This is a genomic window from Corallococcus sp. 4LFB (assembly GCF_046520365.1).
GTDB classification, from domain to species: domain Bacteria; phylum Myxococcota; class Myxococcia; order Myxococcales; family Myxococcaceae; genus Corallococcus; species Corallococcus caeni.
In genome coordinates this window covers 1-11,362 of sequence record NZ_JBKGHJ010000273.1, presented here as the reverse complement: position 1 = coordinate 11,362, position 11,362 = coordinate 1, and the positions used below count along the sequence as shown (strand labels likewise).

Annotated in this window: 13 protein-coding genes and 1 pseudogene; 4 read left to right on the top strand and 10 right to left on the bottom strand. The window is 71.0% G+C overall.

Features of this window, described 5'->3' with window-relative positions; translation table 11 throughout:
- Window positions 1-150 precede the first annotated feature (150 nt).
- From ACLEQD_RS25950 to speD, 6 genes are read right to left on the bottom strand one after another with little or no spacing between them, the layout of a single operon-like run.
- The gene (locus ACLEQD_RS25950) at window positions 151-1,647 is read right to left on the bottom strand and encodes a polyamine aminopropyltransferase (RefSeq protein ID WP_410387658.1); all 1,497 of its coding nucleotides are present in this window, start codon (window positions 1,645-1,647) and stop codon (window positions 151-153) included.
- A gap of 13 nt (window positions 1,648-1,660) precedes the next feature.
- Window positions 1,661-1,888 carry a DUF350 domain-containing protein gene (locus tag ACLEQD_RS25945; protein WP_338274501.1) on the bottom strand — a complete coding sequence of 76 codons (228 nt, stop codon included), beginning with the start codon at window positions 1,886-1,888 and terminating at the stop codon, window positions 1,661-1,663.
- Window positions 1,888-2,049 carry a hypothetical protein gene (locus ACLEQD_RS25940; protein ID WP_171413055.1) on the bottom strand — a complete coding sequence of 54 codons (162 nt, stop codon included), beginning with the start codon at window positions 2,047-2,049 and terminating at the stop codon, window positions 1,888-1,890. The genes ACLEQD_RS25945 and ACLEQD_RS25940 overlap by 1 nt, the downstream gene beginning before the upstream one ends.
- Window positions 2,050-2,064: 15 nt before the next feature.
- Window positions 2,065-3,129 (bottom strand): DUF4178 domain-containing protein, encoded by a 1,065-nt coding sequence (locus tag ACLEQD_RS25935; RefSeq protein WP_410387660.1) that lies wholly within the window; start codon window positions 3,127-3,129, stop codon window positions 2,065-2,067.
- Window positions 3,033-3,980 (bottom strand): DUF4178 domain-containing protein, encoded by a 948-nt coding sequence (locus tag ACLEQD_RS25930; RefSeq protein ID WP_410387657.1) that lies wholly within the window; start codon window positions 3,978-3,980, stop codon window positions 3,033-3,035. Before ACLEQD_RS25930 ends, ACLEQD_RS25935 begins: the two co-directional genes overlap by 97 nt.
- On the bottom strand, window positions 3,977-4,327 hold the full coding sequence (gene speD / locus ACLEQD_RS25925; protein WP_120525197.1) for an adenosylmethionine decarboxylase: 351 nt from the start codon (window positions 4,325-4,327) through the stop codon (window positions 3,977-3,979). The genes ACLEQD_RS25930 and speD overlap by 4 nt, the downstream gene beginning before the upstream one ends.
- 74 nt (window positions 4,328-4,401) lie before the next feature.
- On the opposite strand from speD, the gene ACLEQD_RS25920 reads away from it, so the two are divergent.
- Genes ACLEQD_RS25920 through ACLEQD_RS25905 form a run of 4 tightly spaced genes read left to right on the top strand, consistent with a single transcriptional unit; the run spans window position 4,402 to window position 6,265 of the window.
- A complete protein-coding gene (locus ACLEQD_RS25920) occupies window positions 4,402-5,097 on the top strand; it encodes a peptidylprolyl isomerase (RefSeq protein WP_410387656.1) in 696 nt (231 codons plus the stop codon).
- Window positions 5,094-5,450 carry a hypothetical protein gene (locus ACLEQD_RS25915; protein ID WP_410387655.1) on the top strand — a complete coding sequence of 119 codons (357 nt, stop codon included), beginning with the start codon at window positions 5,094-5,096 and terminating at the stop codon, window positions 5,448-5,450. The genes ACLEQD_RS25920 and ACLEQD_RS25915 overlap by 4 nt, the downstream gene beginning before the upstream one ends.
- Window positions 5,450-5,827 carry an alpha/beta hydrolase gene (locus tag ACLEQD_RS25910; protein WP_410387654.1) on the top strand — a complete coding sequence of 126 codons (378 nt, stop codon included), beginning with the start codon at window positions 5,450-5,452 and terminating at the stop codon, window positions 5,825-5,827. The genes ACLEQD_RS25915 and ACLEQD_RS25910 overlap by 1 nt, the downstream gene beginning before the upstream one ends.
- 21 nt (window positions 5,828-5,848) lie before the next feature.
- Entirely contained in the window at window positions 5,849-6,265 is a 417-nt protein-coding gene (locus ACLEQD_RS25905) for a secondary thiamine-phosphate synthase enzyme YjbQ (protein WP_410387653.1), read from the top strand.
- Here ACLEQD_RS25905 and ACLEQD_RS25900 read toward each other — a convergent pair.
- The 4 genes and pseudogenes from ACLEQD_RS25900 to ACLEQD_RS25885 form a co-directional block, all read right to left on the bottom strand.
- On the bottom strand, window positions 6,262-8,043 hold the full coding sequence (locus ACLEQD_RS25900) for a L,D-transpeptidase family protein (RefSeq protein WP_410387652.1): 1,782 nt from the start codon (window positions 8,041-8,043) through the stop codon (window positions 6,262-6,264). The two genes, ACLEQD_RS25905 and ACLEQD_RS25900, sit on opposite strands and share 4 nt — an antisense overlap.
- Window positions 8,044-8,274: 231 nt before the next feature.
- On the bottom strand, window positions 8,275-9,636 hold the full coding sequence (locus tag ACLEQD_RS25895) for a sigma-54-dependent transcriptional regulator (protein ID WP_410387651.1): 1,362 nt from the start codon (window positions 9,634-9,636) through the stop codon (window positions 8,275-8,277).
- Window positions 9,633-11,060: an ATP-binding protein gene (locus ACLEQD_RS25890; protein WP_410387659.1), complete on the bottom strand. Its 1,428-nt coding sequence runs from the start codon at window positions 11,058-11,060 to the stop codon at window positions 9,633-9,635. The genes ACLEQD_RS25895 and ACLEQD_RS25890 overlap by 4 nt, the downstream gene beginning before the upstream one ends.
- A 75-nt stretch (window positions 11,061-11,135) precedes the next feature.
- Window positions 11,136-11,362, bottom strand: a pseudogene (locus ACLEQD_RS25885) (hypothetical protein); the annotation flags it as partial.

The following is an 11,362-nucleotide window of genomic DNA, read 5'->3' as shown; positions in this document are numbered from 1 at the left end:
CGCGCGGCAGCGGCCCGCCGCGCAGCTTGTGGCCGGTGTCCACCGCCCGGTCCACGATGGCGCCGGGCACCGGCGCGCGAGGAGCCTGGTGCCGCGTACAGGCGCTCGCCACGGAGGCGCCCAGGAACGCGGCCACCAGCTCGCGCCGCGTCAGTTCCACCGGCGCCACTCCTCTTCGTAGTAGTGCACCAGCACCTGGTTGTTCAGCCGGTTCACCTCCGCCGGCAGCGGCGCCATGTCCGGCGAGAAGCGCGTGAGCCCCTCCAGCGTGTCCTCGTCCAGGAACGCCAGCCCCTCCGGCAGCGCGCGGTGGCGGCCGGCGGGCTCCAGCGCCACCAGCACGTAGCCCCACTCCCCGAAGGACGGCACCAGCGCGTGGTACGGCTGCGTCCAGAAGCCCGCGGCCTCGAGCGTGGTCTCCACGCACCAGAACGAGCGCCGCGCGAACAGCGGGCTCGTGCTCTGGATGACCGCCACCCCGCCCGGCGCCAGGCGCCTCTTCAGGATTTTGTAGAAGCCCGTCGTGTACAGCTTCCCCAGCGCGAAGTTGTTGGGGTCCGGGAAGTCGACAATCACCACGTCCCAGGTGTTGGCGCCCTCCGCCAGGAACTGCATGGCGTCCGTGTTGATGACGCGCATCTTCGGGTGCGTCAGGGAGTGGTGGTTGAGCGCCGCCAGCTCCCCGTAGCCCGTGGCGAGCCCGGTGATGGCGGGGTCCAGGTCCACCAGCGTGATGGACTTCACCTCCGGATACTTCAGCACCTCGCGCGCCGCGAGCCCGTCCCCGCCGCCCAGAATCAGCACGTGCTCCACCTTCCGCGCGCGCACCATGGCCGGGTGCACCAGGGACTCGTGGTAGCGGTACTCGTCGATGCTGGCGAACTGGAGGTTGCCGTTGAGGAACAGCGAGAAGCCCCGCTTGCCGCGCGTGACGATGATGCGCTGGTAGGGGGAGCTCGTGGCGTGGACGACCTCGTCCGCGTAGAGCTGGTCCTCGTAGAACGTGGTGAGCCGGTCCCCCAGCGCGAAGCACACCAGCAGCCCCGCGCACAGCACCACCGCCTTGACGCGCAGGCGCACGGGGTTGGCCAGCACGGGCGCGAGCAGCCATGTGCTCCACAGCCCCACGCCCGCGTTGAGCAGGCCGAAGAGGAGCGACGTGCGCACCAGGCCCAGCTTCGGCACCAGCAAGAGCGGGAAGGCCACGCTGGCGGCGAGCGCGCCCAGGTAGTCGAACGTCAGCACCTGGCTGACCAGGTCCTTGAACTTGAGCTGGTCCTGCAGGATGCGCAGCAGGAGGGGAATCTCCAGCCCCACCAGCGTGCCAATGGCCAGCACGCTGCCGTACAGGACGACGGGGAACACGCTGGTGAGCGTGAAGGTGAGGAACAACATCGGCGCGCACAGCCCGCCGACGAGCGCCACGGCCAGCTCCACCTCCACGAAGCGCTGGGCCACCCCGCGCTCCACGAAGCGCGACAGGTAGCTGCCGATGCCCATGGCGAAGAGGTAGCCGCCGATGACGGTGGAGAACTGGGTGATGCTGTCCCCCAGCAGGTAGCTGGCGAGCGTCCCGACGATGAGCTCGTAGATGAGCCCGCACGTCGCGATGACGAGGACGGTGAGGAAGAGCAGCGTCTTGTTCAAAGCGTCACGTCGTTCAGCCGCTGATGGCCGCCGCGATGATGATGGCCAGGCCCAGGATGAAGGAGCCGATGACGATGCCCAGCGCGACGTTCTGGTCGACTTCAATCTCCTTGTGCACGTCGTAAGGCAGGATGAGGCGGATGACGTAGAAGCCGGCCACGAACACCACCAGGCCGATGAGCGAATAGATGACGCTCGCCAGCACTCCCTGCAGGGTGACCACCACTCCGAGCAACAGCATCACTTGCCTCCCATGAATCCGCCGGTCCACAAGAGCACGCCGCCGGGCCCGCGCTTCACGTCCCCGGTCACCCGTCCGCGCTCCTCGTCACTGAACGGGGCCCAGCCCGTATAGGTGGCCCACGCGTACGCCACGAGCACCAGTCCGCCCAGGTACCTCATCGTCCACCTCCGTCCCTACAGGTTGCTTTCCTTCCAGCGTTCGGTCTCGAAGCTGTTGGCGCCGAAGAACGACAGCGCCGGGATGATGAGGAGCAGCACCAGCGCGATGACGAACCAGCTCTCGTTGGGCGTGTCGTGCGTGAGCAGCACCCGGTAGCTGACGACGGGCCCCAGCTGGGGGCCCGTGAGCTTCAGGTTCGGGTCGAACGACGTGGTCGTCCGCAGCACGTACCTGCCCTTGGGCACCGACGACAGGAACACGCTGCCGTCCTGGCCGCCCTCGCTCCAGGAGCCGTCGCTGTCGCGCCCGTGGTAGTAGCTCACCTCTTCGTAGAAGCTGACCACGTCCTGCGTGTCCTGGTTCACCAGGTCGCCCTGCACGCCCACCCACGCGTTGTCGATCGCCTGCGACATGACGACCTGGGCTCGCACGTTGCCGTCCCGCGAAAGCTCGAAGGGCTGGCTGAAGTGCATGGCGTCGGGGGTGCCGGAGGTCGCGCTCCGGGGCAGCGTCACCTGCATGTCCAGCACCCGCGCGTTGAGCGCGCGCGCGTGGAGCACGGCCGACAGCGCGAACAGCCCCAGGAGCCACACCGCCGACCAGCGCAGCGTCTTCATCATCGCCGCGCGGCGCGTGTTGGGCTGGCTGGGCGCGATGCCGCGGGGCCTGGGCAGCGGCTCCTTCAGCTTGAACGCGTCACGCACCTGCTCCGGCGTGAGGTACTCGCCATGCGTGTAGGTGACCTCGTTGTCGGTGGCGTCCTCGTTCACGGAGTACGGCGGCGCGACGTACTCCGTGGCGCGCGCCTGCTCCCCCTGGAAGACCTTCCAGTAGAACTCGCCCACCACCGCGTCGGTGACGGCGGTGACGGACTGGAAGGCCTTGTAGCGGCGGTGCTCGTAGAACGCGGACACCCGCGGCACGACGCTCGCGTCACCGGCCGCCATGGGCCTCAAGAACACCCAGTGGCCGTTGGACTCCATCAGCCAAGTGAAGCCGCGCGCCGGGTGATAGAGCAGGTACTCCATCCACGGATAGCGCGTGCCCTCCACCACGCACGAGCGCTCCTGGTAGCCGATGCAGATCCACTCCGCGCCGTCGAGCGTGCCCTTCTGCCCCAGCGCGAGGGCGCCGGCAGCTCCGGCTTCTGGAGCAGCTTGAGGAAGGACAGCTTGCCTTGCGCCGCGCTCATCAGCGCGCCGCAGTAGGGGCACGCCACGCGCAGCGTCTGGTCCGGCGCGCGCAGCTCCAGCGGGCCGTTGCAGTTCGTGCAGCGCGCCTGCTGCAGCTGCGCCTTGCGCACGCGCGGGCGCAGGTCCCCCGCGGGGATGCCCAGCTGCGTGAGCTCCAGCTTCTGCCCCAGGAACACTTCCGGGTCGCGGTCGCGCGTGCCGAAGTCCAGCGTGACGAACAGGCCGCGCGGGCCGGTGGCGTCCACGTAGTAGCTGTCCGCCTCCGGATCCACGTCGCTGGGGAGCTGCCCTTCCGCGGCGACGACGCGCCCGTGGCCGCGCTCCTCCACCACCAGCGGCCGGTTGCGCAGGCGCAGGCGGTCACCGGGATGGAGGCGGTCCAGCTGGAGGCCCTCCTCCACGCCCGCGTCGGAGAGCAGGTGGAAGGCGCCCTCGGACTCGCTGAGCCAGCCGGTGCGGCCGTCGGACATCTCCACGTACCACTCGTCCCAGGGGCCGGCGCCGTGGTCCTTCTGGAGGTGTCCGACGATTTGATACGCGGTGCCGTTGACGCGGCCCTCCAGGCCCAGGCGCAGCGGCGAGTCGGTCTCCACGATGCGGGCCACGCGGCCGTGGGCCTCCAGCTCCGCGCCCACGCGCGCCACCATCGTCTGGCAGTAGGCGCAGACCACCACCTGCGCGGACCCGACGGAGAACTCCACGCTCGCGCCACACGACGGACACGCCCCCTGCGTCACGCCTCCACCCCTCTCGACAGCTCGCGCACGCGGCAGGACGTGGCGCCCAGGTGCTTCGCCGCCAGCGCGTCGAAGTCCGGACGCGCGCGGGTGCGGCAGCAATAGACGTTGAGCGCGGCGAAGCCGTGCTCCGGGAAGGTGTGGATGGCCAGGTGGCTTTCGGCCAGGAGCGCCAGGCCGGTGACGCCGCCGGGCTCCGGGAAGACGTGCCACTGCGGCTGGCCCACGACCTTCAGGTCCATCAGCACGACCAGCTCCTCGAAGAGGGCCGCCAGCGCGGCCGCGTCCTTGAGCCGCTCGGGCGCGCAGCCGCTCGCGTCAACCAGCCATTCCTGTCCGGTTGTCACAGGGAAAACCTCCGGGGATGGAGCCCTCTTTAACACGCTGGAGCCCGGTCGAAAGCCGCTAGGATGCGCGCCCCATGCGCACCCGATTCCTGACCGCTGGACTCCTCTGCCTCACCCTGACCGCGTGCTCCAAGGACAAGGAGCAGCCGCCGGCGAAGCCCTCCAACTCCAAGGCGGCCCCCCGCACGGTGAGCCTGCAGACGGACGTGGCCTCCGCGACGGGCTTCCAGAAGAAGGCCCTGGAGGGCCAGGACCTCTGGGCCACGATGGAGACGAACCAGGGCACCATCGTGCTCAAGCTCTTCTCCAAGGACGCCCCCAAGACGGTGGCGAACTTCGTGGGCCTGGCGTCCGGCGAGCAGCCGTGGATCAACCCCCGGACGGGCGAGCGCGTGGAGGGCAAGCCGCTCTACGACGGCGTCATCTTCCACCGCGTCATCCCCGACTTCATGATTCAGGGTGGCGACCCCACGGGCACCGGCCGGGGCGACCCGGGCTACCGCTTCGGCGACGAGTTCAAGAGCAACCGGGACTTCGACAAGAAGGGCCTCCTGGCCATGGCCAACGCGGGCCCGGGCACCAACGGCAGCCAGTTCTTCATCACCACGTCCACGCCGCAGTTCCTCAAGGGCCGGCACACCATCTTCGGTGAGGTGGTGAAGGGCTACGACGTGGTGGAGAAGATCGCCAACGCGCCGCGCAACTCGCAGGACAAGCCGGACACGGACATGGTCATCCAGCACGTCACCATCAGCGACGCGCAGCCGTGAACCTCCGCCCGCGCCACGTGCGCACGAAGCTGGGAGAGCTGGGCTGCCACGTGGTGGACGCGCTCCCCGAGGGCGCGACGCCGGAGCTGGTGGTGGTGTTGAGCCACGGCTTCGGCGCGCCGGGCACGGACCTGGTGGCGCTGGCGCCGGAGCTGATGAGGGCCGCGCCCCGGCTGGCGCAGGCCGTGCGCTTCGTCTTCCCGGAGGCGCTGCTGTCCCTGGACGCGCTGGGCATGCCCGGGGGCCGCGCGTGGTTCGAAATCCCCATGGCCATCCTCATGGGCCAGGGGCGCGACTGGGCGCAGTACTCCCAGGCCGTGCCGCCGGGGATGCCGCCGCGCGCCGGGCGCTGATGAGCGTGGTGGCGGCGCTCCAGGTGCCCCTGAACCGCGTCGTGCTGGGCGGCTTCAGCCAGGGCGCGATGATGTCCACGGACGTGGCGCTGCGGCTGGAGGAGTGTCCGGCCGGCCTGTGCCTGTTGTCCGGGGCCCTGGTGGCCGGCAAGGAGTGGGAGCCCAAAGCCCAGGCCCGTTCGTCCCTGCCGGTGTTCCAGGGCCATGGCCGGCAGGATCCGGTGTTGCCCTTCCAGGAGGGCGAGCGCCTGCGCGACATGTTGAAGGGCGCGGGGCTGCCGCTGGAGTTCCTACCTTTCGACGGTGGGCACACCATCCTCACCGAGGAGCTGGAGCAGCTGGCGGCGTTCCTGGTGAAGCGGCTGGACGGGCGCTGACCCGCGGGACGGAGGCACGGGGTGTATCAGGCGAAGGAGCTGACGGTGTCCACGCGGGGCCGGGGCCTGGTGGACATCACCGGAGAGGTGCAGAAGGCGGTGAAGGGCACGGGCATCCGTGAAGGCCTGTGCACGCTGTTCCTGCACCACACCAGCGCGTCGCTGCTCATCAGCGAGAACGCGGACCCCGTCGTCCAGCGCGACCTGGAGGCGTTCTTCTCCCGGCTGGTGAAGGACGGCGACCCGCTGTTCCAGCACGACGCGGAAGGGCCGGACGACATGCCCGCGCACGTGCGCACGGTGCTGACGCAGGTGTCCCTGAGCGTGCCCGTGAAGGACGGAGCAGCGGACCTGGGCACGTGGCAGGGCGTCTACGTCTGGGAGCACCGCACGTCCCCGCACCGCCGCCGCGTCACGGTGTCCGTGCTGGGCGGCTAGAGGTCGCGCACGGTGGCGACGACGGCCGCGCCCTTGCGGCGCTTCTTCGGCGCCTCATGGGCCTGGCCTCGGATGCGCACCCAGGTGCCCGGCTCTTCCGGCGTCGCGTGCGCCATGGACCAGCCGGTGGGCACTTCCGGCGTGGTCCAGCCGTAGAGGGCCCGCGCGTCCCTGGGAGCCAGGTTGATGCAGCCGTGGCTCACGGGTTCGCCGAAGCGGTCGTGCCAGTAGGCGGTGTGCAGGGCGAAGTCGCCCTCGAAGAACATGGTCCACGGCACGGTGGCCACGCGGTAGCTGGCGCTGCCCATGGTGCCCGTCATGTCCGCCTCCGCGAACTTCACCCAGATGCGGAAGAGGCCTTCCGGCGTATCGGTGCCGGGTTTGCCGGAGGAGATGAGCGTGGCGTAGACGGGGCGGTCGCCCTCGTAGGCGATGAGCGTCTGGGCCTCCAGGTCCACGTCCAGCCAGCGCGCGCCGGGCGCCACGATGGACGGCGACGCCAGCGACCACGCGACGTGCAGGTCGTCGCGCGCCACCCAGTGGTCCTCCGCGATGCGGACCCACTGGCCGTCGGCGGACAGCTCGCGCACGGAGACGAGCGTGCGCGGCGGGAGCACGGTCTCGCGTTCGGCGCGTGCGCCGGGGGCCTTGCGCACCACCACGTCGGTGCGGGGCGCGGCGCGGGACTGGGCCCACGCGAAGGGCATGGGCAGGGACGCGAGCGCCTCCGCGTCCAGGCCGCTGAAGTCGGAGGGGCGGTGTTCGCGCAGCACGCGCGCTTCGAAGTACTGGCCGTCGGAGGTGCGCCAGAAGGTGCGCCGGCCGACCTTCACCTGGCCCAGGAGCTTCACGGTGACGGAGCCCTTGAGCAGCACGCCCTGCCGCCTCTTCCGAGCGAGCGCGAGGCTCGGGTAGGCGCGCACGCGGCGGCCGACGACGCGCGCGTAGATGCCGGGCGTGAGCGCCCCCTCCTCCAAGCGGGGCAGCGGACGGACGCGGGGCTCGCGGAAGTTCTGTTCCAGGTAGCGCTCGCAGACCCAGCCGCGGGGCTCCAGCTCCACCCACGTCTCGCAGTCCGGTCCGCGCATGGCGCCCTTCCAGCGCACGCGCATGTCCTGGGCCACCGTGCCCAGGGGCGGTGAGTCCTGCCGGGGCTCCGAGCGCACCGCGATGGAGCGGCGCACGCGCAGCGAGCCCGCGTCCGGGGCGTAGGGAATGGCGTAGGGCTCCATGCCCGCGTCGACTTCCGTGAGCGGAGCTTCGGCGACGACGTCCTCTTCACCGTCGGTGCCTGTGATGGGTGTTGTCGCGGGGGCTTGGGAGTCGGCTCCCGCGACAGGGGACTCCACCGTGGAGCCTGGACTGTTCGGGTCGGAGCCCACGGCGACGGCAGCGCTCCCGCCGTCCGGCGCCTGCGCGATGGCGTCATCCGATGCGATGTCCTCCGCGTCGATCAACGGCTCACCGTCCGGTCCCAGCTCCAGCAGGGGGACCTCGGACTCGGTGATGACCTGCGGCTCCTCTTCGCCGGGCAGGGCTTCGGTGTCCGCGCCGACGGAGGCGGACCGCGACAGCGACGGCTCCAGCGACAGCGAGAGCGCACGGCCCGCGTCCCCTGAAGCATCCACGACGCCCATCAGGGCCGGCGCGGTGGCATGGGTGACGCCGCCGTCAGCGGAGGACTCGAGCGCGGTGGCCTGCCATGCGGAATGGAGCGCCTGCGCGGACTCCGGCGACGGAGCAGCCTCCGTGTCGGGCACGGTGGCTTGTGCCGTCACGGTGCCCGCATCCACCGGCGCGATGGGAACGGGGGGCTCCACCGGAGCGCACGCGAAGAACAACAGGGGGAGTCCGAGGGGGAACCAGCGGCGGCGCATACGGACCGCAACGCTACGGGTCCCCGCTGACATCCTCAACGTCGGCCCAGGTGCGATCTCCTACGCGTGGGTGGGCAGTCCTTGCGCCCCGAACGGCGATTGCCACGAACGGCGGAAAGTGCCCTCCGCGGCTCAGCCCCTGCCCTCCGCGGGCGGAATCCCCTCGGGCGCTTCCGGCGCCTCCAGGAGCTTGTAGAGCGTCTTGCGGTCCACGCCCAGCAGACGCGCGGCCTCGCTCTTGTTCCCGCCCACGTGCTGGAGCACGTGCGCCGCGTACCGCCGCGACAGCTCCGCGAGGCTGGGCAGGTCTCCCGCGAGCCCCGTCAGCCGCTTGGGCGCGTCACCGATGGGCTCCGGGAAGTCCGGCGGCCCCAGCACGCCCGTGACGTTCAGCGCGAGCGCCCGCGCCATCACGTTCTCCAGCTGCCGCACGTTGCCCGGCCAGTCATACACCGTGAGCCGCGCCATCGCGTCCGCCGTCACCACCGGCCGCACCCCGCCCCTCGCGTGCAGCGACGCGAAGTGCTCCACCAGCGCCGGGATGTCCTCGCGCCGCTCGCGCAGCGGCGGCAGGTGCAGGTGCACCACGTCCAGCCGGTACAGCAGGTCCTCGCGGAACGCCCCTTCCGCCACCCTCGCCTTCAGGTCCTTGTTCGTCGCCGCCAGCACCCGCACGTCCACCTTCACCGGGACGCTCTCGCCCACGCGGCGGATCTCCCCCTCCTGGAGCACGCGCAGGAGCTGCGACTGGACCTTCATCCCCACGTCGCCAATCTCGTCCAGGAACAGCGTGCCGCCGTTGGCCTCCTCGAACAGGCCGCGCCGCGCTCCGGACGCCCCCGTGAAGCTGCCCTTCGCGTGGCCGAACAGCTCGCTCTCCATCAGCGACTCGGTGATGGCGCCGCAGTCCACCGGGATGAACGGCCCCCCTGAACGCGCCGAGCGTCTGTGCAGCGCCCGCGCCACCATCTCCTTGCCCGTGCCCGTCTCACCGGTAATCAGCACCGGCACGTTGCTCGTCGCCGCGCGGGCGACCTGCTTGTAGACCTCCAGCAGCGCCTGGCTGCGGCCCACCAGCGACGTGCGCTCCACCTGCTTGCGCAGCGTGCGGTTCTCCTCCACCAGCCGCTTCTGCTCCAGCGCCCGCTTCGCCACCCGCATGATGGCGTCCACGTCGAACGGCTTGGACAGGTAGTCGAAGGCGCCCAGCTGGATGCTGTCCAGCGCGCCCTCGATGTTGCCGAACGCCGTCACGACAATCACCGGCGTGTCCGGCAGGTTCGACTTCACCAGCTGGAGCACCTTCAGGCCGTCGCCCGGGTCGGGCATGGCCATGTCCGTGAGGACCAGGTCGAAGGACTGCTCGCCCATCCGCTCCGCCGCGCCCTTGGGGTCCGGCGCCTGCGTCACCGGCCCCAGCACGCCCAGGAGGCGCTGGAGCAGGTCGCGCGCATGCGGATCATCATCGACGACGAGGATTCGGGCTGAGCTCATGAGGCCTTGCGGATGGAGGGGGCGTCGCGCTGCGGCCCGGACTCCACCACAAGCGGCGCCGGAGTGCGCGCCACACGCGCGAACCGCACGCGGATCCGCGTGCCCTTCCCCTCCTCCGAGTGCACCGTCAGCGTGCCGCCGTGCGCCTCCACCACGCGCCGGGTGGTGGCCAGCCCCAGGCCGTGGCCGGGGAGGCCCCGCACCTCCGCGGCCCGGAAGAACGGCTGGAACAGCGACGCCTGCGTCGCCGCGCTCATCCCCAGCCCGTTGTCCGTCACCTCCACCACCGCGTCCGTCCCCTCCGTCGCCACCCGCACCTTCACGCGCGGATCCGGCCGCCCCGCCGTGTACTTCACCGCGTTGGACAAGAGATTCCGCGCCACCACCTGGAGCAGCTGCGCCGGACAGTCCACCAGCACGCCCGGCTCCAGCTCGCGCTCCAGCGACACGCCCAGCGCCGTCGCCGTCTGGCTCACCTCCAGGAGCAGCGTGCTCACCGCCGTGTCCAGCTCCCCCATCGTCCCGTCGCCCCGGGTGCCCGCGCGGCAGAAGCGCAGCAGCGCTTCAATGAGCTCGCCCATGCGCACCGCGCTGGACTCACACTGGGAGATCATCTCCAGCGCGCCCGGGTCCTTCACCGCGCCGGAGCGCCGGATGAGCGTCAGGTAACCCTTGAGCGGGGACAGCGGCCCCATCAGGTCGTGCGCCACGCGGCGGGTGAACGCATCCAGCTCCTGGTTGTGCCGCCCCAGCTCCTCCAGCTGCCCCTGGATGGTGGCGTCCTGGCGCTTGAGCAGGGAGATGATGTGCCAGCCCACCAGCATGGACAGGAGGATGGCCAGCAGCGTGGTGGCCGCGCCCAGGGCCGTGTTGCGCACCCGCAGCGTGCCCAGCCGTCCCACCAGCACGCGCGCGTCGGACGCGTTCTCCGTGGCCAGCTGTCCCGCCAGCTGGTCCACCTCCGCCGCCAGCGGGCGGATGCTCTCCACCAGGTGGCGCCGGGCGCGCTCCGCGTCGCGCTGGCGTGAGAACACCGCCGCCGCGCGCACCTGATCCGCCAGCCCCTGGCACGCGCCGTTGAAGCGCAGCCAGACCTCCTTCTCGCCGGGCGGCAGGTGGCGCATGTACGCCTCCGAGGACTGGCGGATGCTGCCCAGGATGTCCTCCATCACCGCGTCGGCTTCCTTGCGCTCGGCGTCGCCGCTGGAGCGCACGTGCGCCTCGATGGCGGACTCCAGCGACATCACGTCCACGCGGATGCGGCCGATGAGGCTCGCGCGCTCCAGGGCCTCCAGCACCAGCGCGTCCACCTGATGCCCGGTGCGCACCTCCGTCCAGAGCATGAAGCCGATGACGCCCGACAGCAGCGTCACCACGAAGAAGAATCCCGCGCGGTATCCACGGATGGGGGTCCGCGAGTTCATCGCCACGGGCACGCTCCTTGGGTCGTCAGAGGAAGAAACAGCGGAAGGCGCCCCGTGCGGACGCCCTCGTGGAACTCACGGCACCCGCCCGTTGGCCTCGGGGGAGGAGGCGCCCGGCAGGGGCGGCTGGGTGCGCCGCCGCGCGCGCTCCAGCGCGGACTCGTACCACACGTCCGACAGCTCCTCGTGCAGCGCCGCCAGCTCGCGCTGCCGCGCCAGCAGCTGCGCGTTGTGCTCCTCCAGCGTGTGGCGCTCCGCCTCCAGCCGCGCCTCCTCCTCCGCGCGAAGCCGTGCCTCTTCCG

Excerpts from the sequence above, each read along its gene's own strand:
- ACLEQD_RS25945 (WP_338274501.1), bottom strand. The coding sequence starts at position 1,888 with ATGCTGTTGCTCGGAGTGGTGGTCACCCTGCAGGGAGTGCTGGCGAGC.
- ACLEQD_RS25940 (WP_171413055.1), bottom strand. The coding sequence starts at position 2,049 with ATGAGGTACCTGGGCGGACTGGTGCTCGTGGCGTACGCGTGGGCCACC.
- ACLEQD_RS25920 (WP_410387656.1), top strand. The coding sequence starts at position 4,402 with ATGCGCACCCGATTCCTGACCGCTGGACTCCTCTGCCTCACCCTGACC.
- ACLEQD_RS25910 (WP_410387654.1), top strand. The coding sequence starts at position 5,450 with ATGAGCGTGGTGGCGGCGCTCCAGGTGCCCCTGAACCGCGTCGTGCTG.
- ACLEQD_RS25895 (WP_410387651.1), bottom strand. The coding sequence starts at position 9,636 with ATGAGCTCAGCCCGAATCCTCGTCGTCGATGATGATCCGCATGCGCGC.
- ACLEQD_RS25890 (WP_410387659.1), bottom strand. The coding sequence starts at position 11,060 with ATGAACTCGCGGACCCCCATCCGTGGATACCGCGCGGGATTCTTCTTC.